Origin of the sequence: Actinosynnema pretiosum (genome assembly GCF_024171695.1) — a bacterium.
In the GTDB taxonomy this organism is placed as follows: Bacteria; Actinomycetota; Actinomycetes; order Mycobacteriales; family Pseudonocardiaceae; genus Actinosynnema; species Actinosynnema pretiosum.
The window spans coordinates 642,761-666,506 of record NZ_JAMTCF010000002.1; the positions used below are offsets into that span (position 1 = coordinate 642,761).

Consider the following 23,746-nt stretch of genomic DNA (forward strand, 5'->3'; position numbering starts at 1 on the left):
CGGCGGACCCCGTTACCCGGCCGCGTGAGGACCCGAGCATGACCAACACCACCGCGGAGAAGGCGTCCCCGGACGGCGGCGCCATCTCCGACTTCGGCATCGACACCACCTCCCGGTCCACCGGGGAGGCCGTGCGCGACTACTTCGCCCGGCTGCGCGGCGGTGAGCTCGGCTCGCTGCCCGCCCTGCTCGGACTGGTCGTGCTGCTGATCGTCTTCAGCTCGCTGTCCGACTCCTTCCTGACCCTGGGCAACATCGCGAACCTGCTCGCGCAGGGCGCGGGCGTCACGATCATCGCCATGGGCCTGGTGTTCGTGCTGCTGCTGGGCGAGATCGACCTGTCCGCGGGCACCGCGTCCGGCGTCACCGCCTCGGTCATGGCGCTGCACCTGGTCAAGGGCGGCAACCTCATGGGCGGCATGGGGGACACGGTGTTCTACGTGTTCTGCGGCCTGCTCGCGCTCGCCGTCGTGCTCGCCGCCGTCATGCGGATCTGGGCGGGCGCGGCGCTGTCCGCCGTCGCGCTGGCGATCGCCGCGATCGGCGTGCCCGCCAACCCGTGGGTGGAGATGCTGCTCGCGGTCTGCGTCGGCGCGGCCATCGGCTGCATCACCGGGTTCCTGGTCGCCCGCGTCGGCATCCCGTCGTTCGTGGTGACCCTGGCGCTGTTCCTGGCCTGGGGCGGCGTGATCCTCCAGTTCATCGGGCAGGGCGGCACGCTCGGCCTCAACGACGACGTGCTGTTCAAGGTGGCCAACGGCAACCTCGACACCACCGGCAGCTGGGTGCTGTTCGTGCTCGCGGCGGGCGGCTTCTCCGCCGTGGTGCTGGGCAGGCACTTCTCCCGGCTGCGCAGGGGACTCGTCGCAGGGCCCACCCCGCTGGTGCTGGTCAGGGTCGGGCTGGTCGTCGTGCTCGGCGCCGTCGCGACCTACGCGCTCACCCTCAACCGCTCGGTCAGCGACCTGGTCGTCATCCAGGGCGTGCCGTACGTGGTGCCGATCGTGCTGGTGCTGCTGGTGATCGGCACGTTCGTGCTCGACCGCACCCGCTACGGCAGGCACGTGTACGCGGTGGGCGGCAACCAGGAAGCGGCCAGGCGCGCGGGCATCAACGTGCCGCAGATCCGGATGAGCGTGTTCGTCATCGCCTCCAGCGCGGCGGCGATCGGCGCGATCGTCTACTCGTCCAAGGTCGGGTCGGTCGACCCGAACGCGGGCGGCGGCAACACGTTGCTACTGTCGGTCGGTGCGGCGGTCATCGGCGGTACCTCCCTGTTCGGCGGCAAGGGCCGCCTGCGGGACGCGGTCATCGGCGGCGCCGTGCTCGCCACCATCACCAACGGCATGGGCCTGCTCAAGCAGCCCGCGGCCGTGGTGTTCATCGTGACCGGACTGGTCCTGCTGCTCGCCGCGAGCGTCGACGCGCTGTCCCGGCGCCGGGCGGCGGCGTCCCCGCGCTGACGTGACCACACCCACCGCGGGTGCCCGGCCGGACGAGGTCCGCAGGCACAACCGCACCGCGCTGCTGCGCAGGCTGCACGTCGACGGACCGTCCACCAGGGCCGAGCTGGCGGCTGAGCTCGGGCTCAACCGCAGCACCATCAAGGCCCTGGTGGACGGCCTCGCCGAGTCCGGTGTGGTCGCCGAGCGGGTGCCCGCGCAGCGCTCCGGCGCGGGGCGGCCGTCGCTGCTGGTGCTGCCGCAGCCCACCGCCGCCGTGGTGCTCGCGGTGGACGTGCGGGTCGAGCAGGTCGCGATGGGCGTCATCGGCCTCGGCGGCGACATCCTCGGCCGCGACTCGTGGAACCTGCACCACCGCTCCCGCCAGCCCGCCGAGGTCATCACGCACGTCGCCGACTCGGCGAAGCTGCTGGCCGACGAGCTGGACGTGGTCCCGGTCGCGGTCGGCGTCTCGGTGCCCGGCGTGGTGCGGCGCTCGGACGGGCTCGTGCACGAGGCGCCCAACCTGCACTGGACCGAGGTGGAGCTGGGCAAGCGCCTGGAGGCGGTGCTGAAGGCGCCCGTCCAGGTCGGCAACGACGCCGAGCTGGGCGCGCTGGCCGAGCACCTGCGGGGCGCGGCGCGCGGGGCCTCGGACGTCGTCTACATCTCCGCCGACGTGGGCGTCGGCGGCGGGGTGATCTCGTCCGGGCACCCGCTGCGCGGCGCGGGCGGGTACGTCGGCGAGCTGGGGCACATGCTGGTCCGGCCCGACGGGCGCACCTGCTACTGCGGGTGCCGGGGCTGCTGGGAGACCGAGGTCGGCGAGTCCGCGCTGTGCCGCGCGCTGGCCCTGCCCGAGGACGCGCCGCGCGGGGCGGTGGTCGCCGAGCTGCGGTCGCTGGCCGACGACCCGTCCTCCGTGGAGCACCGGCTCGGCGAGTTCACCGAGTGGCTCGCGCTCGGGCTGGTCACGGTGGTCAACATGTTCGGACCGGAACTGGTGGTGCTGGGCGACCTGCTCGCCGTGCTGCCGGACGCGGTCGTCGACCGGGTGCGGGCGGTGGTGCGCGAGCGCAGCCTGGTCAGCCGGGCCATCGGCGGCACCAGGATCACCAGCTCACCGCTGGGGCGCGACGCGAAGCTGATCGGCGCGGCGGAACTGGCGTTCGAGCCGGTGCTCGGCCTGGTCTGAGCGCGGTCCGCGCGCGGGTCCTGTTCGGACTTCCCGGCGCCGGACTTCCCCGCGCCGGACCACGCGGTGTCGGACCACGCGGTGTCGGATCTCCCGCACCGGACTTCGCCGTGGTGGACTTCCCCGCACCGGACTTCGCGGTGTCGGATTTCCGGTGCCGCAAACGCTTCCGGTCCTCGCGCACCACGATCCGCCGGTGCCGCAAACGTTGTCGTCCTCCGAGCGCGGTGTTCCGCTGACGCCCCAAGGACTTCCAGTCCACGCGCTCGGGCGAGTCGCCCGTTCCGCGCGTCCACCGGCGACGCGGCCACGTCCGGCCGCGCCCTCGCCGTCCCGCACCGCTCTCCGCGCCGTGGCAGCGGATCGGTGTTCGGGACCTGTTTCCGCGTTCTCCCGCTCCGGGACCCCTGCACCGCCCGAATGGGCCCTGCTGCCCGGAGGACGGCGGTCCTCCGGATGCAGGGGAGCGGGGACCAGCGCGGCTTTCCCACCGCGTCGAACCCCGCCCCGGACGGCTTGGGTGTTCGGGCCGCCTGTTCGGCGGCCCACCGGATCAGCCCTGCTGCAGCTCGGCAGCGAGCTCGCGCAGCTTCGTGCTGTGCTCGCGGGCGTGGTGCCCGCAGAACAGCAGCTCGCCCCCGGAGGGGAGCACGGCGCGAACCTGGGCAGCGGCCCCGCAGCGGTCGCAGCGGTCGGCAGCGGTCAACGCGGGGCGGGTGAGCGTAGTAGTCATGGAAATCTCCCTCCGTCCCGGCACCGGGGATCGGTGCCTCACACCTAGCTGCGACCAACTCGCACCTGGCTGGCGCGCGGTGTTCGCTTGCTTCCACTCTTGCAGACGCACGGGCGTAAGTCAGTGTTCCCTGGGCCGTGGCGACCCGCGTCACTCCCACTCTTACCCGCGCCATCCGGTGTTCGAACCCGCGTCGCCACCGGTTCGGCACCCCTGCGATCACTTTCCGCTGTCAGGTCGCCACGCCTGGACCAGCCGCAACGGGGCCGGGAGGCCCAGCACTGCTCCGGAAGGAGGTTTCTGCGGGGCTGACCGTGTGATGGGTCGCACACACGTCCGCCTAGAGCGAACACACCCCGCAGAGCCCACGATCCGGGCCGAAAGCGTCTCCCGCACCATCGGCAGCTCCGCGCGGATCGGAGCGGAACCGAGGTGTGACTCAGGTCTCTTTTCCTTCGGGGGACTGATCCCCGTCACTGCGGGAAACCGGGTGACCACCGTGGAAGCACACCGCTCGGAAGGGGAGACATGCGCCCAGCGCACCTGATCGCGCCCGTCGTGGCCGCCATCGTCCTGTCGGCCTGCGGAACCGGGGGGAGCCCCGAGACCCCGGACTTACCGGACGGTCCCGGCAGCGCGGCCTCCCCGGTGGACAGCACCCGGCCGCGCGGGACGAGCACGCCGCCCGACGACGCCTGCGCCCCGGAGCAGCTCACCGTCACCACCGCCGAACGACCGGCGCCGGTCGCCGACGAGACCCTGTTCGTCCTCCGGTTCACGCCCAACGAGGGCGTCACCTGCGCCCTGCGGGGCGCGCCGGAGGACCTGGAGTTCTTCGACGCGGACGGCAACGCCCTGCCCGTCGAGGTCACCCCGGCCCCGAGCGGCGACCCCGAGCGGGTCGTGCTGACCGGCGGGGTCCCGAAGGTGGTCTACCTGTCGGCCCCGAAGCGGGAGGACGGCCAGCCCGCCGCCAAGGTCGGCTTCACCCTGCCCGGCGGCCTCGGCGGCTTCACCACGCACGACTGGCCCGCCCCCGTCACCGGCCCGGTGACCGTCGCCCCGATCGGCGACGAGGTCGGCTGACCGCTCCCGCGAATGCCGGAGGGCCCGCACCCCGGTGGGTGCGGGCCCTCCCCGCAGCGGGTCGGCCGGTCCGACGGGGACCGCCCGGCGCCGCTTCCTAGTCCAGGTAGTCGCGCAGCACCTGCGAGCGCGACGGGTGGCGCAGCTTGGACATCGTCTTCGACTCGATCTGCCGGATCCGCTCGCGGGTGACCCCGTAGACCTGGCCGATCTCGTCCAGGGTGCGCGGCTGGCCGTCGGTCAGGCCGAAGCGCAGCCGGACCACGCCCGCCTCGCGCTCGGACAGCGTCGCCAGCACGGACTGGAGCTGGTCCTGGAGCAGCGTGAACGACACCGCGTCCACGGCCACCACGGCCTCGGAGTCCTCGATGAAGTCGCCGAGCTGGCTGTCGCCCTCGTCGCCGATCGTCTGGTCCAGCGAGATGGGCTCACGCGCGTACTGCTGGATCTCCAGCACCTTCTCGGGCGTGATGTCCATTTCCTTCGCCAGCTCCTCCGGCGTGGGCTCGCGGCCCAGGTCCTGGAGCAGCTCGCGCTGGATGCGGCCGAGCTTGTTGATGACCTCGACCATGTGCACCGGGATGCGGATGGTGCGGGCCTGGTCGGCCATCGCGCGGGTGATCGCCTGGCGGATCCACCACGTGGCGTACGTGGAGAACTTGTAGCCCTTGGTGTAGTCGAACTTCTCGACCGCGCGGATCAGACCCAGGTTGCCCTCCTGGATCAGGTCCAGGAACGCCATGCCGCGACCGGTGTAGCGCTTGGCCAGCGACACCACCAGGCGGAGGTTGGCCTCCAGCAGGTGGTTCTTGGCGCGCTCGCCGTCGCGGACGATCCAGCGCAGGTCGCGCCGCATCTGCGGGGTGAGCTTCTCGCTCTCGTCCTCGGCCCGGCGCAGCCGCTCGGCGGCGTAGAGGCCCGCCTCGATGCGCTTGGCGAGCTCGACCTCCTCCTCCGCGTTGAGGAGCGCGACCTTGCCGATCTGCTTGAGGTAGGCGCGGACCGAGTCGGCCGAGGCGGTGAGCTCGGCGTCCTTGCGGGCCTGCCGCAGCGCCTCCGACTCCTCCTCGTCCCAGACGAAGTCGCCCTCGCCGGGCTTGGCGTTCTCCTCCTCGGCGGGCTCCTCCTCGACGGGCTCGTCGATCAGCTCGACGTCCTCCACGAGGTCCTCGTCGCCAGGGGCGCCTTCCATGTCCTCGGGCTCGTCGCCCTCGCCGGCCTTCTTCGCCTTGGGGGAACCCGCGGCGGCCTTGGCGGCAGTCTTGCGCGGCGCGCGTGCTGTCGTCTTGCCCGCCGCGGCGGTCTTCGCTGCCGGCTTCCTCACCGGAGCCTTCCTCGCCGAGGTGGCCTTGGGCGTCTCCTCGGCATCGGCCTTCGCTGCCTGAGTCGTCTTCGCGGCTGCCACGTACGCCCTTTCACGACTGTCGATCAAGGCAGGCCGAGGCGCGCGATCCTCGGCCGCCGGAGTATGGGGGAGCGCCCGCCGGTCTGAGGCCGGGAGGGGCGCCGTTCCATTGTAACGACGGAAAGCGCGTGCCGTTGCGCCCCGGCCTCAACGAAGCCGCTCGGGCACGCGATCCCGAGGTGCGGAACTCGACGAGAACTGCAGGTGATCAGTGCTGGAAGCCCCTGGTGGCGGCCACCGCGGCCCCGACGATGCCCGCGTCGTTCTTCAGCGCGGCGGCCACGACCGGGGTGCGGACCTCCAGCAGCGGGAGCCACTTCTCCGCCTTCTTGCTCACCCCGCCGCCAGCGATGACCAGGTCCGGCCAGATCAGGTTCTCCAGCACGTTGACGTACCGGGAGACCCTCGGCGTCCACTCGGCCCAGGACAGGCCCTTGTCCTCCTTCACCGAGGCCGCCGCGCGCTTCTCCGCGTCGTGCCCGTCCACCTCCAGGTGGCCGAACTCGGTGTTGGGGACGAGCTCGCCGTCGAGGAACACGGCGCTGCCGATGCCGGTGCCGAAGGTCAGCAGCACGACCAGGCCGTCCTTGCCCTTCCCGGCGCCGAACTCCATCTCGGCGACGCCCGCCGCGTCCGCGTCGTTGAGCACCACCACCTGGTCGGCCGCCCGACCCAGCCTGCGCGCGAACAGCGCCTGCGCGTCGGTGTCGATCCAGCCCTTGTCGACGTTGGCCGCGGACAGCGCGACACCGCGCTTGACCACGCACGGGAGGGTGATGCCGACCGGGCCGTCCCAGCCGAACTTCTCCACGATCTCCGCGACCACGTCGGCTACCGCGTCCGGCGTGGACGGCTGCGGCGTGGCGATGCGCAGCCGCTCACCGTCCAGCGCGCCCATCTCCAGGTCCACCAGACCGCCCTTGATGCCCGAGCCGCCGATGTCCACGCCGAACCCGCGGGTCATGACCATCCCCGTGGCCTTCCTACTCGATTCAGATGCCGTGGCCGAAGACACTAGCCTGGCCACGTCCGATAGTCCCGTTGGAGTGACGCAGGAGGAGCACGTGCCTTTCGATCACCGGTCCCTGGTCGACGTCGCGGTGCGGGTGGCCACCGAAGCGGGTGAGCTCGTTCGCACCAGCAGGGACCAGGCGGTGTCCCTGGTGGACACCAAGTCCACGATCACCGACGTGGTCACCGCGGCGGACCGCGCCTCCGAGCGTCTGGTCCGCGCCCGTCTGGGTGAACTTCGCCCCGGCGAGCCGGTGATCGGCGAGGAGGAGGGCGGCGAGGCCGCGCTCGACGGCCTCACGTGGGTCGTGGACCCGATCGACGGCACCGTCAACTACCTCTACGGCATCCCCCACTACGCGGTGTCGGTCGCGGCGCAGGAGGACGGCGAGTCGGTCGCGGCGGCGGTGGTCGAGCCCGCGACCGGCCGGGTCTGGACGGCCTCGCGCGGCGGGGGAGCGTTCCTGGACGGCGCCCCGCTGCGGGTCTCCGCGCCCGAGCGCCTGGACGTGACCCTGCTGGGCTACGGGTTCGCGTACCGCGCGGAGCGCAGGCGGCGGCAGGCGCAGACCTGGGCGGCGCTGTCCGAGGTGCTGCGCGACATCCGGCGGGCCGGGGCGGCGTCGCTGGACCTGTGCGCGGTGGCGGCGGGCAGGCTGGACGCGTACGCCGAGCACTCGCTCGGCCGGTGGGACTGGGCGGGCGGCGCGCTGCTGGCCCGCGAGGCGGGCGCCGTGGTGCTGCTGCCGGGCGAGGCCCCGGAGCTGGGCGCGGACGCGACCTTCGCGGCGGCCCCGTCGATCGCGGACGCCCTGCGGACGGCGCTGGTCGAGGCGGGGTTCGGGGAGGTCTGACGGGCGGGTCCGGCGGGGTGGGCCGCCACCGGTCGGCGGCTCGCCGGACCGCGCTCCGGGGCTCGAAGCCGCTCGACGGCCGCGCGTCACCTCCCGACCCGGCGGCTCGCGCACGTCACCCGCACTCCTGCGGGCCCCCACGCGCCCCCACCGCCGTCCGCGGCCCACGACCCACCCCGGTCCACCCGCACGGTCCACCAACAGCTCTGGCGCGTTCTGAGACTCCCCGAACTCGCAGCGGGCCCGCCCGCCCGCCAGCCCGCCGGCCGGTCCGCCTATCGGTCTGCCTACCCGCCGGGACCCCGCCACCGGGACCTGCCCGCTGGTCTGCCTATCCGCCGGGGACCCACCCGCCGGTCCGCCCACCCACCGGTCCGCCTACCCGTCGGGGACCCTCACTGGGGACCCGCCCGCCGGTCCGCCCACCTGTCGTGACCCGCCCAGGGGCACCCACCCCGGAGGCCCCACGAAAACGGCTGTGCCGCCCACCGGAACCGGTGGGCGGCACAGCCGTTGCTCGCTCGGATCTTCTCCGGGTGCTAGCAGTGCACTTCGCGCGCTGCCGCCAGGTGGTCGGCGTCCAACTGAGGCGAGGAGGGCTCGGCGGCCTGGCCGCCCTGCTGCTCCGGCTGCTGCTCGGCCCAGGCCGCCAGCTGGTCCAGCACCTTCCGCGCCTCGTTGTTCGGCTTCACCTCGGTGAACTTCTTGCCCACCGCGATGTCCACCGTGGCGTCCTGCCGGTCGTCGCGGACCAGCTCCATGCACGGCTCCATGACGCTGAGCGTCCGTGCCGCCTCCGCGCCCGGCGCCCCGAACCGGATCTGTCCCCGGCAGGCCATGTCCTGCGCGGGGTAGACCGGGTCGTTGCCGGGCTCGGCGGCCTGCTGGGCGCCCATCTCCGTGAGGGAGGTGGCCACGAACTTGGCCTGGTTGCGCTGCGTGCTCGCGTTGAACGCCCGGAAGTGGATCTCGCCCACCGGAGCCAGGTCCGTTCGATCGAGCGCGTCGTGCCCCAGCGCCGTTCCCAGCACCTGCTCCTGGCCGGGGGCGACCCCGCCGGGAGCGTTGCACTTGATGGCCGCGTCCATGTCCTCGGCCTCGCCGAGGACCTTCACCCACACGACAACCGAAGACACCACAAGCACCAAGAGCAGGATCAGCGCAGGCACCGGCCTCCGCCGCCGGTAGCGCGCTGACCCGCCGCTCACCGATCCGCTCGCGGGTTCCACGTCCGCCGACCTCCCCATTGGCGCAGTACTCCTCCTGATCAGGCTATGCCCAGCTACGGCTTCCCGCGTTCCGGGAATACCAGTGACGACGGGCAATCACCCTGTGGCGGGCAGTGGTCGCCCAACCGAGTGACGACACCCGTCCGCACCGGGATCGGCGCCACTCGCGGACCAGCCTATCGGGCCTGGGAGAGAAGGGACCGTCACCCTTCTGCTCAATTAGGGGGAACCCGGTGCACGCGAGCCTGATCAGTGAGCTACCCTCTGCGCGCTCCGCGCATCGCCGGACACCCGTCCGACCGACGTGTGGAGGGGGCTTGTCGCCCGGTGTGCGGGCGTAGAGACCTCCGTCACCCGTGGCGGGGGCACAAACAGGAGCGCTGGTGCGTTAACCAGCGCGCGACACAGTCTCCGTTGACCGCAGGGGTGAAAGAAGATGGCGACCGACTACGACGCTCCGCGTCGCAGCGAGGCGGACGAACTCGCTGAGGACTCCCTCGAGGAGCTGAAGGCGCGGCGCAATGAAACGCAGTCCGGGGTCGTCGACATCGATGAGGACGCGACGGCCGAGAACTTCGAGCTGCCCGGCGCCGACCTGTCCGGCGAGGAGCTCACGTTCAAGATCCTTCCGAAGCAGGCTGACGAGTTCACCTGCTCGAAGTGCTTCCTCGTGCACCACCGCAGCAGGCTGGCCGAGGAGGAGAACGGCCAGTACATCTGCCGGGACTGCGCCTGAGCGACCGGGCGCAGGCCCCCTCACCGGGACGACCCCACCGCAACGCCGCTTCGGAACCATCCGGGGCGGCGTTCGGCGTTCCGGGGTGCGTTCCGGTGACGGTTCCGCCGAACGGTCGCGAGCCGTTCTCCGGACGCGGCGGGGCGACTTCTCCGCCGGGCCGACCGAGTTCTCCCGCGCGGGCGCCGGGGTTCTTGTCACCCGTCCGGGGAGCCGGAGCGCGGGAATCGACGGCTAATCACCCGTCTTCGCGACCCGTCACCCGGAAGCGGGTGTAAACGGAATCATTCGGGGTAACCGGTGAAGTTGGCCCGGACTCGCCGCCCGCGCCCGCCCGCCGGTTCGGGAACGCCGCTTTCCGCACGAATGCGGACAACTCCGGTTCAGCTCGCCGATCGTTAGTGGATCGAAACCAAGCCGTTCGACGGGCGGACGAGGTGATCGACAACCGCCTGAGCCGTCCGAAATTCCACCATTCGGGATTTCCGCCGGGCCCGACCGCGCATTCCGCAGCCGCCGATCGGCCGCTCACGCCTTGGCGTCGTCCTCGGCGGGTGCTTTCGCCGCAGCCGCAGCCGCAGCCGCAGCCTCAGCCGTCCCCGCCCTCGCAGCGGCCTCCGCGCGCAGCGCCTCGACCAGCTTCTCCGGCGACCGGGTGCTGAACACCCAGTACGGCGTCGGGTCCTCCGGGTCGTCCAGCCGCACCCGCACCATCGTGGGCACCCAGCCCCGGTGCAGCACGAACGCCATCGGGTCCAGCTCGGGGCCCATCACCCTGCGCTTGGCCTTGGCGTCGACCACCTCGACCTCGCCGAGCAGCCGCACCGGCACGTGCGCGGAGCCGACCCGCAGCTCCCCGCCGGACACCTCGACGCGGGTCCAGCCCATCCGGACGATCAGCGCCAGCGTCAGCGGCAGCACGATCACGTAGGGCAACCAGGACCGGACGCCGGGGAAGCCCATGTGCACCTCGGCGGCGAGCAGGGACGCGGCGGCGAGCGGCAGCAGCCACCCCCACCAGGGGATGAACAGGCGCTCGCGGAAGGTGGTCGGGGCGGTCACAGCACTCTCGCTCACGCGGTCAGGGTAGTCTCGCGCGCCGTGCCCAGCGTCGAGGTCCTGTTGTCCCGGCTCGATCCCTCAGTCCCGCCCCCGTCCTACGCCCGGCCGGGTGACGCGGGCGCCGACCTGGTCACCACGTCCGACGTGGTGATCGAACCCGGCGAGCGCGCCGTGGTCGGCACCGGCGTCGCCATCGCGCTGCCGCAGGGCTACGCGGGCTTCGTGCACCCGAGGTCGGGGCTGGCCGCCAGGGTGGGGCTGAGCGTGGTGAACACGCCGGGGACGATCGACGCGGGGTACCGGGGCGAGATCAAGGTCTGCCTCGTCAACCACGACCTGCGCGAACCGGTGGTGCTGAGCCGGGGCGACCGGATCGCCCAGCTGGTGGTGCAGAAGGTGGAGCACGCGGTGTTCCGCGAAGTCGACGAGCTGCCGGAGTCCGAGCGCGGCGACGGCGGCTACGGCTCTACTGGCGGGCACTCGGTGCTCGCCCGGACTAAGGGGTGAGGCGATGTTCGGACGGCGCCGCAAGCGCGGTCGGCACTCCACGAACCGGGGTGGCGAGGACGACCTGCTGATGGAGGAGGACGAGGCCGCCACCGGCCCGTTCGACTCCACGCAGGCGCCGGAGGACGGGATCAACCGGCTGGACCTCGGCTCGGTCCTGCTGCCCGTGCCGGACGGCGTGCAGCTGCAGGTCGAGATGGACCCGACGGGCGCGGTCAGGGCGGTGCACCTGCTGACCCCGGTGGGGCAGCTGACCGTGAGCGCCTTCGCGGCCCCGAAGACCGAGCGGCTGTGGCCGGAGGTGAGCGGCGAGCTGATCACCCAGCTCAAGGGCGACAACTTCCGCATCAACCGGCTCAACGGCGAGTGGGGCGAGGAGATCACCGCCCGCTCGCCCGAGGTGCACCTGCGGTTCGTCGGCGTGGACGGCCCGAGGTGGATGCTGCGCGGCGTCGCGGCGGCCCCCTCGGAGGAGCAGGCCGAGCAGGCCCTGATGGCGCTGCGCGACCTGCTCCGCTACACGGTGGTCGTGCGCGGCACCCAGCCGATGCCCGTCCGCACCCCGCTGCCGGTCGAGCTGCCGGAGGCGATCGCCCGGCACATCGCCGCGCAGCAGCAGGAGCAGTAGGCGCGAGCGCGGGCGGCGCGGAGCTCGGGCCGAGCTGCTCGGGGGCCCAGCTGTCCGAGGGTGCTGCCAACAGTTAACTGCCAACTGTTGGCAGCACCCGTTCCCGGTGCGGTGTCCCTGCGGGCGGCCGGTGGCGCTCAGCTCGGCGTTCGGTCCACGAATCCGGCCCCGGCTACGGCTGCGGACTCGGCCCACGCCGCCACCGCCGCCGCGCCCAGGCTCTCCCGGTCGCGCCCGAGGTCGGCCAAGCCGATCCGCCGCACCACCGCGCCCGGCGCGGTCCGCCCCCACAGCTCCGCCACCTCCAGCGGGTGCACCGGGTCGTCGGCGCACGCCGCGATCCCCACCGGCGCCCGCACCCCGGCCAGCTCCGCCAGGGTCGGCCCGGCCGAGGCCGCCGCCGCGCGCAGCACCGGGACCAGCCGGTCGCCGTGCCGGGTCCAGGCCCGCCGCAGCTCCTCGCCCAGCCAGCCGGTCACCCCGCGCAGCGCGCCCTCGACGCCCGCGTCCACCGCGCCACCGGCCCCGGTCCCTCCCGCCTCGGCCCCTCCCGCCCCGGACCTCCCCGCCCGAGCCCGCCCCGCCGCAGCCCGCCCGGCCTCCACCGCCGCCGCGCTCGCCAGCGCCGACAGCGCGGCGGGCGCGCCCTCCGGGTCCCCGGTCCACGCGGGCAGCGCCAGCAGCAGCCCCAGGCACCGCTCCGGGTTCCGCGCCGCCCACCGCACCGCCACGTGCGCCCCCAGCGACACCCCGCCCACGACGAAACGCCCAGGTCGGGCATCCAGCAGCGCGAAGTGCTCGGCCACCGTCACGCTCGTCGCGGCCACCAGCTCCCCACCCGCCCGACCCACCGGTCCGGCGAACACCGAGCGCACGAAGACCTCGTCCGAGGCGGTCCCCGGCACCATCAGGACGGTTGTGTTGTTCACGACCCCACATCCTCCCCCGGTCGGATACCCGAACGGGTGCGCACGGTTACCCTGACGAGCAGATGGGGCCTCGGCGTCGAGGCCCCGCACCCACAGCACCCAGGAGTCGGGGATGGCTAGTTCCGGGGGCGGTTACTGGCGTCGCCTCGTACGTCGGCTCACCACCGACGTCAGCGAGCTCGACGCCGACGACCTCTCGCGAAAAGCCGCGGAGGTCGGCGCGGTCCGCGCGTGCGACTGCAAGTCCGGCGAGCAGGTGACGGTGATGGGCAGGCTGCGCAGCGTCGAGCTGTGCCCGCGCGACGCCGCCGCGACGCTGGAGGCCGAGCTGTACGACGGCACCGAGGGCGTGACGCTGGTCTGGCTCGGCCGCCGCCGCATCGCGGGCATCGAGCCGGGCCGCACGATCAAGGCCAAGGGCCGCATCGCGGTCCGGAACGGCCGCAAGGTCCTCTACAACCCCTACTACGAGTTGCAGACGGCTTCATGACCCGAGCGAACAAGTCCGACCACCCCGACAACCACCCCGAGCAGCCGGAGCAGCCCGAGGCGCAGCCGACCATGCTGGAGCAGATGGGCGGGGTCGTCGGCCTGGCCTGCTCCGCGCTCCCGGTCGTCGTCTTCGTCCTGGTGAACTCCTTCGCGGGCCTGGTGCCCGCCATCTGGAGCGCCCTCGGCGCCGCGCTCGTGATCGGCGTCGTGCTGGCCAAGCGCAAGGGCTCGATCCAGCCCGCGATCTCCGCCGTGTTCGGCGTGGGCCTGGCGGCGTTCATCGCCTACCGCACCGGCTCCGCCAAGGGCTTCTTCCTGTTCGGCATCTGGCAGAGCCTGGTCTACGGCGGCGCGTTCCTGCTGTCCATCGCGCTGCGCTGGCCGCTGGCGGGCGTCGTCTGGTCCTTCCTCAACGGGAAGGGCCGCGCGTGGCGCGAGGACAAGGCGTCGATCCGCGACTACGACATCGCCACCCTGGTGTGGGCGCTGGTGTTCCTGTCCCGCTTCGCGGTGCAGCGCTGGCTCTACGACGGGGACTCGGTGGGCTGGCTGGCCTTCGCCCGCATCGCGATGGGCTACCCGCTGATGGCGGTCGCCGTGGCCACGACGGTCTGGGCGGTCCGCCGCTCCGACAAGCGCCTGGCCGCCCTCCAGGAGAGCGCCGAGGCCGAGGAAGCGGCCGAGGAGGAGCGCCTGCGCGCCCGCTACGGCGACCCGGCGGGGCAGGCGGCGCCCGAGCCCCGGACCGAGGTCGCGGGCGACCCGGCCGATGCCGAGGCGCCCAACCGCTCCGGCACACCCGGCCAGCGCTAGCCGCGCCGCACCGGCCTCGCAGCCGGGCAGAGCAGCCGGAAAGACCCGCCGGAAAGACCCGAGGGGCCCGGAACCACCGGTTCCGGGCCCCTCGCACGTCCGCGGCCCCTCAGTACCCGAGCGCCGTCCTGATCTCCCGCTCCACGTCCTGCGCCGCCACGAACAGCAGCTCGTCCCCGCCCTCCAGCGCGTCGTCCGGGGTCGGCACGATCACCCGCCCGCCGCGCAGGATCGTCACCAGCGCCGCGTCCCTGGGCAGCGCCAGGTCCCGCACCGGCGTCCCGGCCAGCGGCGTGTCCTCGGTGAGCGTGATCTCCACCAGGTTCGCCTGCCCCTGCTGGAGCGTCACCAGCCGCACCACGTCCCCGACCGTGACCGCCTCCTCCACCAGCGCGGACAGGATGCGCGGCGTCGACACCGCCACGTCCACCCCCCACGCCTTGGTGAACAGCCACTCGTTGCTGGGCACGTTGATCCGCGCCACGACCCGCCGCACCGCGAACTCGGTCTTCGCCAGCAGCGACACCACCAGGTTGACCTTGTCGTCCCCGGTGGCCGCGATGACCACGTCGCACAGCTGCAACCCGGCGTCCTCCAGCGAGGACAGCTCGCACGCGTCGGCCTGCACCCACTCGGCCTGCTCGACGGTGTGCGGCTCGAAGTGCGCCCGGTCCCGCTCGATGAGCATCACCTGGTGCCCGTCCGCGACCAGCTCCTGCGCGATGGAGCGCCCCACGGCGCCCGCGCCTGCGATGGCGATCCTCATCAGCCCTCCTCCGGGGCCTGCGCCGCGGCCGAGGCGACGTCGGTGATGGTGCCGGACAGCGCGGCCACGTACACCACGTCGTCGGCCTGGAGCAGCGTCCTCGGCCCCGGCAGCACGCCGGTGCCGAACCGCATGACGAACGCCACCCGGCAGCCCGTCACCGCCTCGAACTCGCTGACCGGGTGGCCCACCCAGTCCTCGTGCGGGTCCAGCGGCAGCACCGCGACCGTCCCGGACGGGTCGCGCCACGCCGTGGACGCCCCCTCCGGCAGCAGCATCCGCAGGAACCGGTCGGTGCTCCACGGCACCGTCGCCACGGTCGGGATGCCCAACCGCTCGTACACGGCCGCGCGCCGCTCGTCGTAGATCCGGGCCACGACGGCCTCGACGCCGAACGTCTCGCGCGCGACCCGCGCGGAGATGATGTTGGAGTTGTCGCCGCTGGACACGGCGGCGAAGGCGCCAGCCCGCTCGATGCCCGCCTCCACCAGCACGGCCCGGTCGAAGCCGTTGCCGACCACCTGCTGGCCGTGGAAGTCCGGGCCGAGCCTGCGGAAGGACTGCGCGTCCTTGTCGATCACCGAGACCTGGTGGTCGAGGCGCTCCAGCGCCTTGGCCAGGGAGGAGCCGACCCGGCCGCATCCCATGATCACCACGTGCACGTTGCCTCCTGAGCGACGCCTTCCGGCAGAACCTACCCACGACTACTCCGAGCAGGGGAGGTGACCCCGTACGCTTACCCCCCGTGTCCAAGCTCGCAACCGCGGCCAAGCGCCTGCTGGTCGGCAGGCCCTTCCGCAGCGACCGGCTCGCCCACACCCTCCTGCCCAAGCGGATCGCGCTGCCGGTGTTCGCCTCGGACGCCATGTCCTCCGTCGCGTACGCGCCGGAGGAGATCTTCCTGGTGCTGTCGGTGGCGGGCCTGTCGGCCTACGCGATGGCCCCGTGGGTGGGCGTGGTCGTGGTGCTGGTGATGCTCGTCGTGGTCGCCAGCTACCGGCAGAACGTGCACGCCTACCCCTCCGGCGGCGGCGACTACGAGGTCGCCACGGTCAACCTGGGCCGCAGGGCGGGCCTCACGGTCGCCAGCGCGCTGCTGGTGGACTACATCCTCACCGTCGCGGTCTCCATCTCCTCGGCGGCGGCCAACATCGGTTCGGCCATCCCCTTCGTGGCCACGCACAAGGTCGAGTTCGCGGTCGTCGCGATCGTCCTGCTCACCGCCGTGAACCTGCGCGGCATCCGCGAGTCCGGCGGCGCCTTCGCCATCCCGACCTACGCCTTCATGGGCGGCGTGCTGCTGATGATCGGCTACGGCCTGGTGCGCGCGTTCGTCCTCGGCGACGAGATGCGCGCCGAGTCCGCCGACCTGGTCATCCGCGCCGAGCACGACGACCTCGCGGGCTTCGCGTTCGTGTTCCTGGTCCTGCGCGCCTTCTCCTCCGGCTGCGCGGCCCTCACCGGCGTCGAGGCCATCAGCAACGGCGTGCCCGCGTTCCGCAAGCCCAAGTCCCGCAACGCGGCCACCACGCTGCTGATGATGGGCGGCGTCGCGGTGGTGATGCTGATGGGCCTGATCGCCCTCGCCCAGCTCACCGGCGTGCGGATGGCCGAGCACCCGAAGGAGCAGATCGTCGGGGCCCCCGAGGGCTACGAGCAGAAGACCATGATCGCCCAGATCGCGGGCGCGGTCTTCGACGGCTTCCCGGCGGGCTTCTTCTTCATCGCCGTCGTCACCGCCCTGATCCTGGTGCTGGCCGCCAACACCGCGTTCAACGGCTTCCCCGTGCTCGGCTCGATCCTCGCCCAGGACCGCTACCTGCCGCGCCAGCTGCACACCCGAGGCGACCGGCTCGCGTTCAGCAACGGCATCGTGTTCCTCGCGGGCGCCGCGATCGTGCTCGTGGTCGCGTTCGACGCCGAGGTCACCAAGCTCATCCAGCTCTACATCGTCGGCGTGTTCGTCTCGTTCACGATGAGCCAGCTCGGCATGATCCGGCACTGGACCCGGCTGCTGGCCGACGAGCAGGACCCCGAGCGCCGCGCCCGGATGCGCCGCTCCAGGGTCATCAACGCGATCGGCCTGGCGATGACCGCGTCCGTGCTGGTCGTGGTGCTGCTCACCAAGTTCACCAAGGGCGCCTGGATCGCGATCGCCGCCATGGCCGCCATCTACGCCCTGATGACCGCCATCCGCAGGCACTACGACCGGGTCGCCGAGGAGCTGCGCCAGGAGGAGCGGCAGAAGCTGCTGCCCTCCCGCAACCACGCGATCGTGCTGGTGTCCACCCTGCACATGCCGACCCTGCGGGCGCTGGCCTACGCCAAGGCGACCCGGCCGGACGTGCTGGAGGCGGTCACCGTCAACGTGGACGACGGCGACACCCGCAAGCTGGTGCGGTCGTGGGAGAAGGAGGGCTTCAAGGTCCCCCTGAAGGTGGTCGAGTCGCCCTACCGCGAGATCACCAAGCCGGTCCTGGACTACGTCAAGCGCATCCGCACCGCGAACCCGCGCGACGTGGTCACCGTCTTCATCCCCGAGTACGTGGTCGGCCGCTGGTGGGAGTCCATCCTGCACAACCAGAGCGCCCTGCGGCTCAAGGGCAGGCTGCTCTTCGAGCCCGGCGTGATGGTCACCAGCGTGCCGTGGCAACTCGCGTCCTCCCACCGGGTGACGCACCGGGACGACGCGCTGGCTCCCGGCCAGGTCCGCAGGGGCCTAGACCAGCGCGACCTCGAACAGCGAACGAAGAACCGGAGCGGCGAGTGAGCACCACCACCTGGCTGAAGCAGGTCGTCGAGGTCGAGGTCGGGGCGGTCGCCCACGGCGGGCACTGCGTCGCCCGGCACGAGGGCCGCGTGATCTTCGTGCGGCACGCGCTGCCCGGCGAGCTGGTCCGCGTCCTGATCACCTCCGACAACGGCGGCTCGTTCTGCCGGGGCGACGCCGTCGAGGTCCTGCGGGCCAGCCCGGACCGGGTCACCCCGCCGTGCCCGTTCTCCGGACCGGGCAAGTGCGGCGGCTGCGACTGGCAGCACGCCTCCTGGGGCGCCCAGCGCGACCTCAAGGCCGCCGTCGTCGCCGAGCAGCTCCAGCGCCTCGCGGGCGTCGAGCGCGAGGTGGTGGTCGAGCCGCTGCCCGGCGGCGTCCGCGACTGGCGCACCCGGCTGCGCCTCGCGGTCGGCCGCGACGGCAAGCCCGGCTTCCGGGGCCACCACAGCCACGACGTCATCCCGGTCGACCACTGCGTGATCGCCGCCCCGCACGCGCTGGACGACGTGCTCGACCGCGCCTGGCGGCCCGGCTCCGAGCTGGCCGTCACGCTCGACTCCACCGGCAAGCAGCACGTCACCGAGATCGCCCCCGCCCAGCGCAGGGGCGGCAGGCGGCCGACGCCCGGCCCGTCCAAGCTGCGCAGGGGCAGCGGCGGCGCCGTCGAGCGGGCCGCCGACCGCGACTGGCTGGTGCGCGCCGACGGCTTCTGGCAGGTCCACCCGCACGCGGCCGACACCCTCGCCCGCGTCGTCGGCGAGTGGGCGGCCTGCGAGCCCGGCGACCGCGCCTGGGACCTGTACGGCGGCGCGGGCCTGTTCGCCTCCGTCCTGGCCGCCCAGGTCGGCGAGACCGGTTCCGTCGAGGTGGTCGAGTCCGCCGCGAACGCTGTCCGCGACGGGCAGCGCGCCCTCGCCGACCTGCCGCAGGTGACGTGGCACGTGGGCCGGGTGGAGGACTCCGTCACCCGCGCGCCGTTCACCGACCAGTCACCCTCCGTCGTCGTCCTCGACCCGCCCCGCAAGGGCGCGGGCGCGGCCGTGGTCGACGCCATCGCCGCCCACTGCCCCGCCCGAGTGGTGTACGTCGCCTGCGACCCCGCCGCCCTGGCCAGGGACGTCGCCTCGCTCGCAGGCCACGGCTACCGGTTGGCCCAGCTCAGGGCGTTCGACGCGTTCCCCATGACGCACCACGTCGAGTGCGTCGCCCTGTTCACGCGCGGTGACTGACCGGGCGCGGGACCGAACGTCTCAACGGGTGGTCCGTAGACTGGCCGGACGAGCAAGGACCAACCCCCAGGACACGAGGTGGAAGCGGTGTCGCTGCTGGAATCCGTCAACGGACCGGCTGACCTGAAACGGCTTGACCACGACCAACTCGCCGCGCTGGCCGACGAGGTCCGCCGATTCCTGATCGACAAGGTCTCCCGCACGGGTGGGCACCTCGGCCCCAACCTCGGGGTCGTCGAGCTGACCATCGCGATGCACCGGGTCTTCGACTCGCCGCACGACTCGGTGGTGTTCGACACCGGGCACCAGAGCTACGTCCACAAGATCCTCACCGGTCGGCGCGACGGCTTCGACACCCTGCGCAAGAAGGGCGGCCTGTCCGGCTACCCGTCCCGCGAGGAGTCCGAGCACGACGTCGAGGGCAACAGCCACGCCTCCACCGCGCTGTCCTACGCGGACGGCCTGGCCAAGGCCTACCAGCTCACCGGCCAGCGGGACCGGCACGTCGTCGCGCTCGTCGGCGACGGCGCCCTCACCGGCGGCATGTGCTGGGAGGCCCTGAACAACATCGCCTCCGGCACCGACCGGCCGGTGGTCATCGTCGTCAACGACAACGGCCGCTCCTACTCGCCCACCATCGGCGGCCTCGCCGACCACCTCACCTCCCTGCGCCTGCAGCCCGGCTACGAGCGCGCCCTGGAGCGCGGCAAGTCCGCCCTCCAGTCGGCCCCGATCCTGGGCAAGCCGCTCTACGCCGCCCTGCACGCCGCCAAGCGCGGCATCAAGGACGCCATCAGCCCGCAGGCCATGTTCGAGGACCTCGGCCTGAAGTACCTCGGACCCGTCGACGGCCACGACATCGCCGCCGTCGAGTCCGCGCTGCACCGCGCCAAGTCGTTCGGCGGACCGGTCATCGTGCACACCGTCACCCGCAAGGGCAACGGCTTCGCCCCGGCGGAGAACCACGAGGCCGACCAGATGCACGCCACCGGCGTCATCGACCCGATCACCGGCGAGAACCTCAGCCCGTCCAAGCGCACCTGGACGCACGTCTTCGCCGACGAGCTGGCCGCGCTCGGCGCCGAGCGCTCGGACCTGGTGGCCATCACCGCCGCCATGCGCGGTCCGACGGGGCTCGACAAGTTCGCCGCGGCCTTCCCGGACCGCTGCTTCGACGTCGGCATCGCCGAGCAGCACGCCATGACCTCGGCCGCGGGCCTGGCCATGGGCGGGATGCACCCGGTCGTCGCGATCTACGCGACGTTCCTCAACCGGGCCTTCGACCAGCTCCTGCTCGACGTCGCCATGCACCGCCAGGGCGTCACCGTCGTGCTCGACCGCGCGGGTATCACCGGCCCGGACGGCGCGTCCCACCACGGCATGTGGGACCTGTCGATCCTCGGCGTGATCCCCGGCGTCCGGGTGGCCGCGCCGCGTGACGCGGGCACCCTCGCCGAGGAGCTGCGCGAGGCGGTCGCGGTCGACGACGCCCCCACGGTCATCCGCTACCCCAAGGCGTCCGTGGGCGCCGACCTGCCCGCGGTCGAGCGGATCGGCGCCGTGGACGTGCTCAGCCGCGACGGCGACGACGTGCTGCTCGTGGCCGTCGGCGCCTTCGGCGAGCTGGGCCTGGCCGCCGCGCGCAAGCTCGCCGACCAGGGCATCGGCGTCACCGTGGTCGACCCGCGCTGGATCTACCCGGTCCCGCCCGAGCTGGTCGACCTCGCCGGGCGCCACCGCCTCGTCGTCACCGTCGAGGACGGCGGCAGGCACGGCGGCTTCGGCTGGGCGCTGGCCGCCGCGCTGCGCGACGCCGACGTGGAGACCCCGCTGCGCGACATCGGCGTGCCGCAGGAGTTCCACGACCACGCCGAGCGCGCCGAGGTCCTCGCCGACCTCGGGCTCACCGCGCAGGACGTGGCCCGCCGCATCACCGAGTGGGTCGTCGCCGAGCAGCCGGTGGAAAACCAGGCGACAGCCCGCAAGTAGTCGATCTGACGTTCCCCCTGCCCGCGAGCGGCCCTGACGGCTCTGCCCACCTCGGTCCCGCGCGTGGCAACGGGCAGCAGAGATGCTTTCCGCCATCCTGAGTCGCCGACCCCCGTGACAGGAGCAGGCGCCCGGCCAAGCGGACCCCCGAGGTCCCCGCCGTGCACCCGCGTCGCGGGGGTCGGCGCGTGGGAGGGGCGGGAGCCGGAGGGGGAACACCGATGAAGGTCACCGTCATGCCGTGGCACCGCGCCGCGCGCTTCCGCGACGGGGAGCACGTCGGCGAGCTCGGACCGGGCAAGCACCGCGTCGGCCGCCGCGACTCGCTCCAGCGGATCGACACCCGGCTCCAGACCAGCACGCCCTCGGCCCAGGACATCCCCACCGCCGACGGCGTCCACGTCCGCGTCACGCCCGCCCTCACCTGCGCGGTGGTGGACGCGTCCCGGTACGTGCCGGCCGCCGACTCGCCCACCCAGGTCCTCCACCTGGCCTGCCAGCTGCGCCTGCGCGCCGCCATCGCCGAGATCACCGCCCGCGCCGAGGGCCGCGCCGCCCTGGAGCGCGCGAGGGGCGAGACCGCCGCCCTGCGCTCGCTGCTCAACGCCGCCCGCCTCGCCGAGGAGCACCCCGTGCTGCTCCAGCTCCGCTCGCTCCAGAACGCCCAGACGGTCGTGGTCGAGCAGAGCGGCGCGCCCCGGCGGTCCAAGCGGGCCAAGCGCGAGGCCACCGGTGCCGCAGGCCCCGCCGATCAGGCGGCTCAGCCGGACGACAGCCCTCGCTAAGCACCCTCTCAGGTGCCTGTGGCACCTTTGTCGGCGTGCGCATCCTGGTAGTCGAGGACGAGGCGCCACTGGCCGACGCGATCGCGCGCGGCCTGCGGCGCGAGGGCATGGCCGTGGACGTGGCCTACGACGGGGAGAGCGGGCACGAGAAGTCCTCGGTCACCCGCTACGACGTGGTCGTGCTCGACCGCGACCTGCCCGGCATGTCCGGCGACGAGCTGTGCGGGGAGATCCTCAGCTCGGGGGCACTGACCAGGGTCATGATGCTGACCGCCAGCGCCGGGATCGAGGACCGCGTCGAAGGCCTGTCCCTCGGCGCGGACGACTACCTGGCCAAGCCGTTCGCGTTCCCCGAGCTGGTCGCGCGGGTCAGGGCGCTGGCCCGCCGCGCCACCCCGGCCACCCCGCCGCTGCTCACCGCCCGCGACGTCGAGCTGGACCCGGCCCGCCGCACCGTGCGGCGCGGCGGCCAGCCGGTCGAGCTGACCCGCAAGGAGTTCGGCGTCCTGGAGGTCCTGCTCGCGGCCAAGGGCTCCGTGGTCAGCAGCGAGGAGCTCCTGGAGCGGGTCTGGGACGAGAACGCCGACCCGTTCACCACGACCGTCCGGGTCACCGTCATGACCCTGCGCAAGAAGCTCGGCGAGCCTGGCATCATCGACACCGTGGTCGGCTCCGGTTACCGAGTCCCGACGGCAGGCTCCGCTGAAGGCTGAGCTGAGCCGCCGCAGGGGGCCGGGGCTGCGCGCGCGGATCACCCTCCTCGCCACCGGCCTGGTCGCGTTCGTCAGCGCGCTCCTGCTCCTGCTCGGCTGGATGCTGGTCAGCCGGGTGGTCGAGTCGTCGCCGCGCTTCCCCGAGGGCAGCACGGTGGTCGTCGACGGGGTCGAGGTCGACGCGGCCTCCCTCACGGACCTGCTCGGCAGGCAGGCCCAGGACGACGTCCTGCGCTCGGGCAGCGTGGCGTTCCTGTGCGTGGTGGTCGCCGCCGCCCTGCTGGCCTGGACGATCACCGGGCGGGTGCTGCGGCCGGTGCACGAGGTCACCGACGCCGCCCGCAGGCTCTCCGCCGAGTCGCTGGGGGAGCGGCTGCGCCTGGTCGGCCCGCGCGACGAGGTCGCGGAGCTGGCCGACACCTTCGACGAGATGCTCGACCGCCTGCAGGCCGCGTTCGACTCGCAGCGGCGGTTCGTCGCCAACGCCTCCCACGAGCTGCGCACCCCCCTGTCGGTGATCCGCACCGAGCTGGACGTGACGCTGTCCGACCCGGACGCGGACGCGGAGGAGCTGCGGCGGATGGCCGAGGTGGTGCGCTCGGCGGGGATGCGGGCCGAGCAGCTGGTGAGCGCGCTGCTGCTGCTCGCGCGCACGGACGGCATCGGGCTGGCGGTGCGGGAACCGGTGGACGTGTCCGCGCTCGTGGAGTCGGCGTGGCGCGCGGTGCGGGCCGAGGCCGAGCAGCGCGGGGTGCGCGCGGTGTTCCACCTCGCCCCGGCGCCCGCGGTCGGCGACCCGGCGCTGCTGGAGCGCATCGCGGGGAACCTGCTGGAGAACGCGGTGCGGCACAACGCGCCGGACGGGTGGGTCGAGGTGCGCGCCGAGGGCGGGCCGGTCTGGACTGTGCTGCGGGTGTCGTCGTCCGGTCAGCTCATCGCGCCGGAGCTGGTGGAGAAGCTGTTCGAGCCGTTCCGGCGCGGTGGCACCGACCGGACCGCGCGCACGGGGACGGGTCTTGGCCTGTCGATCGTGCGGGCCGCGGTGGCCGCCCACGGCGGGAACGTGCAGGCAGCGGCCGTGCCGGGGGGTGGCCTGTCGGTCACCGTGCACCTGCCGGGCGCCCCCGCGTGAGGCCTCGACCGGGGTTCGTCAAAACACTTTTGAGTGGTCCCGGTCACATGATCGCGGGTTTGAGGGCCTCCACACCGGGTACTACCTGCGAAGACACCCCTCCGGGGCCCGGATTTGTAACCGCGTTGGCATGGGTGTAACTTTCTCTCTGCCAGCGCGGAACGGGCCGGGAAACACCGGAACGGAGCGGGGCGAAAAACTTGAAACACCAGCCCCGGATCGGGTCGCGGATCAACG

At 73.0% G+C, this 23,746-nt stretch carries 23 protein-coding genes; 15 read left to right on the top strand and 8 right to left on the bottom strand.

The annotated features are described in order from the left end of the window. Positions 1-38: 38 nt before the first annotated feature. Both LV78_RS06215 and LV78_RS06220 read left to right on the top strand, forming a co-directional pair. Positions 39-1,463, top strand: a complete 1,425-nt coding sequence (locus LV78_RS06215; RefSeq protein WP_253843737.1) for a sugar ABC transporter permease — start codon at positions 39-41, stop codon at positions 1,461-1,463. 1 nt (position 1,464) lies between these two features. Then, the gene (locus LV78_RS06220) at positions 1,465-2,637 is read left to right on the top strand and encodes an ROK family protein (RefSeq protein WP_253843738.1); all 1,173 of its coding nucleotides are present in this window, start codon (positions 1,465-1,467) and stop codon (positions 2,635-2,637) included. Positions 2,638-3,190: 553 nt separating this feature from the next. On the opposite strand, the gene LV78_RS06225 is transcribed toward LV78_RS06220, so the two are convergent. Then, positions 3,191-3,370, bottom strand: a complete 180-nt coding sequence (locus LV78_RS06225) for a DUF7455 domain-containing protein (RefSeq protein WP_015800348.1) — start codon at positions 3,368-3,370, stop codon at positions 3,191-3,193. 528 nt (positions 3,371-3,898) lie between these two features. Here LV78_RS06225 and LV78_RS06230 point away from each other — a divergent pair. Further along, on the top strand, positions 3,899-4,456 hold the full coding sequence (locus LV78_RS06230; RefSeq protein ID WP_253843739.1) for a DUF4232 domain-containing protein: 558 nt from the start codon (positions 3,899-3,901) through the stop codon (positions 4,454-4,456). A 97-nt stretch (positions 4,457-4,553) separates the two neighbouring features. Here LV78_RS06230 and LV78_RS06235 read toward each other — a convergent pair whose 3' ends face one another. Then, positions 4,554-5,861 (bottom strand): RNA polymerase sigma factor, encoded by a 1,308-nt coding sequence (locus tag LV78_RS06235; protein WP_253843740.1) that lies wholly within the window; start codon positions 5,859-5,861, stop codon positions 4,554-4,556. Positions 5,862-6,069: 208 nt separating this feature from the next. Next, positions 6,070-6,831, bottom strand: coding sequence for a polyphosphate--glucose phosphotransferase (gene ppgK / locus LV78_RS06240; protein ID WP_301305849.1), 762 nt, complete (start codon positions 6,829-6,831; stop codon positions 6,070-6,072). A gap of 94 nt (positions 6,832-6,925) precedes the next feature. On the opposite strand from ppgK, the gene LV78_RS06245 reads away from it, so the two are divergent. Beyond that, complete coding sequence (locus tag LV78_RS06245; protein ID WP_253843742.1) at positions 6,926-7,726, top strand: inositol monophosphatase family protein; 801 nt, start codon at positions 6,926-6,928, stop codon at positions 7,724-7,726. Between the two features lie 539 nt (positions 7,727-8,265). Here LV78_RS06245 and cei read toward each other — a convergent pair. Beyond that, positions 8,266-8,973 carry an envelope integrity protein Cei gene (gene cei / locus LV78_RS06250; protein ID WP_301305850.1) on the bottom strand — a complete coding sequence of 236 codons (708 nt, stop codon included), beginning with the start codon at positions 8,971-8,973 and terminating at the stop codon, positions 8,266-8,268. A 418-nt stretch (positions 8,974-9,391) separates the two neighbouring features. Here cei and LV78_RS06255 point away from each other — a divergent pair, with 418 nt between their 5' ends. Further along, positions 9,392-9,691, top strand: coding sequence for a DUF4193 domain-containing protein (locus LV78_RS06255; RefSeq protein WP_015800354.1), 300 nt, complete (start codon positions 9,392-9,394; stop codon positions 9,689-9,691). A 528-nt stretch (positions 9,692-10,219) separates the two neighbouring features. On the opposite strand, the gene LV78_RS06260 is transcribed toward LV78_RS06255, so the two are convergent. Further along, positions 10,220-10,768: a DUF3093 domain-containing protein gene (locus LV78_RS06260; RefSeq protein WP_308208678.1), complete on the bottom strand. Its 549-nt coding sequence runs from the start codon at positions 10,766-10,768 to the stop codon at positions 10,220-10,222. 24 nt (positions 10,769-10,792) lie between these two features. On the opposite strand from LV78_RS06260, the gene dut reads away from it, so the two are divergent. Both dut and LV78_RS06270 read left to right on the top strand, forming a co-directional pair. Next, positions 10,793-11,260, top strand: coding sequence for a dUTP diphosphatase (dut, locus tag LV78_RS06265; RefSeq protein ID WP_096492116.1), 468 nt, complete (start codon positions 10,793-10,795; stop codon positions 11,258-11,260). 4 nt (positions 11,261-11,264) lie between these two features. Further along, complete coding sequence (locus tag LV78_RS06270) at positions 11,265-11,888, top strand: DUF3710 domain-containing protein (RefSeq protein ID WP_253843744.1); 624 nt, start codon at positions 11,265-11,267, stop codon at positions 11,886-11,888. Between the two features lie 137 nt (positions 11,889-12,025). On the opposite strand, the gene LV78_RS06275 is transcribed toward LV78_RS06270, so the two are convergent. Next, the gene (locus tag LV78_RS06275) at positions 12,026-12,817 is read right to left on the bottom strand and encodes an alpha/beta fold hydrolase (RefSeq protein WP_253843745.1); all 792 of its coding nucleotides are present in this window, start codon (positions 12,815-12,817) and stop codon (positions 12,026-12,028) included. Positions 12,818-12,929: 112 nt separating this feature from the next. On the opposite strand from LV78_RS06275, the gene LV78_RS06280 reads away from it, so the two are divergent. Both LV78_RS06280 and LV78_RS06285 read left to right on the top strand, forming a co-directional pair. Next, entirely contained in the window at positions 12,930-13,307 is a 378-nt protein-coding gene (locus tag LV78_RS06280; RefSeq protein ID WP_253843746.1) for an OB-fold nucleic acid binding domain-containing protein, read from the top strand. Next, the gene (locus LV78_RS06285; protein WP_253843747.1) at positions 13,304-14,122 is read left to right on the top strand and encodes a DUF3159 domain-containing protein; all 819 of its coding nucleotides are present in this window, start codon (positions 13,304-13,306) and stop codon (positions 14,120-14,122) included. The genes LV78_RS06280 and LV78_RS06285 overlap by 4 nt, the downstream gene beginning before the upstream one ends. Before the next feature lie 109 nt (positions 14,123-14,231). Here LV78_RS06285 and LV78_RS06290 read toward each other — a convergent pair whose 3' ends face one another. Continuing rightward, on the bottom strand, positions 14,232-14,888 hold the full coding sequence (locus LV78_RS06290; RefSeq protein ID WP_015800361.1) for a potassium channel family protein: 657 nt from the start codon (positions 14,886-14,888) through the stop codon (positions 14,232-14,234). Then, positions 14,888-15,550 carry a potassium channel family protein gene (locus LV78_RS06295; RefSeq protein ID WP_015800362.1) on the bottom strand — a complete coding sequence of 221 codons (663 nt, stop codon included), beginning with the start codon at positions 15,548-15,550 and terminating at the stop codon, positions 14,888-14,890. Before LV78_RS06295 ends, LV78_RS06290 begins: the two co-directional genes overlap by 1 nt. An 83-nt stretch (positions 15,551-15,633) precedes the next feature. Here LV78_RS06295 and LV78_RS06300 point away from each other — a divergent pair, with 83 nt between their 5' ends. The 6 genes from LV78_RS06300 to LV78_RS06325 all read left to right on the top strand — a co-directional run bounded on the left by LV78_RS06300 (position 15,634) and on the right by LV78_RS06325 (position 23,509). After that, positions 15,634-17,658 carry an APC family permease gene (locus tag LV78_RS06300; RefSeq protein WP_253843748.1) on the top strand — a complete coding sequence of 675 codons (2,025 nt, stop codon included), beginning with the start codon at positions 15,634-15,636 and terminating at the stop codon, positions 17,656-17,658. After that, entirely contained in the window at positions 17,655-18,890 is a 1,236-nt protein-coding gene (locus LV78_RS06305; RefSeq protein ID WP_253843749.1) for a class I SAM-dependent RNA methyltransferase, read from the top strand. Before LV78_RS06300 ends, LV78_RS06305 begins: the two co-directional genes overlap by 4 nt. A gap of 87 nt (positions 18,891-18,977) precedes the next feature. Further along, the gene (gene dxs / locus LV78_RS06310) at positions 18,978-20,879 is read left to right on the top strand and encodes a 1-deoxy-D-xylulose-5-phosphate synthase (RefSeq protein ID WP_253843750.1); all 1,902 of its coding nucleotides are present in this window, start codon (positions 18,978-18,980) and stop codon (positions 20,877-20,879) included. A 221-nt stretch (positions 20,880-21,100) separates the two neighbouring features. Further along, the gene (locus tag LV78_RS06315) at positions 21,101-21,664 is read left to right on the top strand and encodes an SPFH domain-containing protein (protein ID WP_253843751.1); all 564 of its coding nucleotides are present in this window, start codon (positions 21,101-21,103) and stop codon (positions 21,662-21,664) included. A gap of 35 nt (positions 21,665-21,699) precedes the next feature. Then, positions 21,700-22,377: a response regulator transcription factor gene (locus tag LV78_RS06320; RefSeq protein ID WP_253843752.1), complete on the top strand. Its 678-nt coding sequence runs from the start codon at positions 21,700-21,702 to the stop codon at positions 22,375-22,377. Between the two features lie 100 nt (positions 22,378-22,477). Beyond that, positions 22,478-23,509 carry a sensor histidine kinase gene (locus tag LV78_RS06325; protein ID WP_253843753.1) on the top strand — a complete coding sequence of 344 codons (1,032 nt, stop codon included), beginning with the start codon at positions 22,478-22,480 and terminating at the stop codon, positions 23,507-23,509. Positions 23,510-23,746: the final 237 nt, after the last annotated feature.

Coding starts and splice junctions, on each gene's coding strand:
- LV78_RS06255 (WP_015800354.1), top strand. CDS start 9,392: ATGGCGACCGACTACGACGCTCCGCGTCGCAGCGAGGCGGACGAACTC.
- cei (WP_301305850.1), bottom strand. CDS start 8,973: ATGGGGAGGTCGGCGGACGTGGAACCCGCGAGCGGATCGGTGAGCGGC.
- LV78_RS06215 (WP_253843737.1), top strand. CDS start 39: ATGACCAACACCACCGCGGAGAAGGCGTCCCCGGACGGCGGCGCCATC.
- LV78_RS06315 (WP_253843751.1), top strand. CDS start 21,101: ATGAAGGTCACCGTCATGCCGTGGCACCGCGCCGCGCGCTTCCGCGAC.
- LV78_RS06225 (WP_015800348.1), bottom strand. CDS start 3,370: ATGACTACTACGCTCACCCGCCCCGCGTTGACCGCTGCCGACCGCTGC.
- LV78_RS06270 (WP_253843744.1), top strand. CDS start 11,265: ATGTTCGGACGGCGCCGCAAGCGCGGTCGGCACTCCACGAACCGGGGT.
- LV78_RS06325 (WP_253843753.1), top strand. CDS start 22,478: ATGCTGGTCAGCCGGGTGGTCGAGTCGTCGCCGCGCTTCCCCGAGGGC.
- LV78_RS06280 (WP_253843746.1), top strand. CDS start 12,930: ATGGCTAGTTCCGGGGGCGGTTACTGGCGTCGCCTCGTACGTCGGCTC.
- LV78_RS06285 (WP_253843747.1), top strand. CDS start 13,304: ATGACCCGAGCGAACAAGTCCGACCACCCCGACAACCACCCCGAGCAG.
- LV78_RS06290 (WP_015800361.1), bottom strand. CDS start 14,888: ATGAGGATCGCCATCGCAGGCGCGGGCGCCGTGGGGCGCTCCATCGCG.
- ppgK (WP_301305849.1), bottom strand. CDS start 6,831: ATGGTCATGACCCGCGGGTTCGGCGTGGACATCGGCGGCTCGGGCATC.
- LV78_RS06230 (WP_253843739.1), top strand. CDS start 3,899: ATGCGCCCAGCGCACCTGATCGCGCCCGTCGTGGCCGCCATCGTCCTG.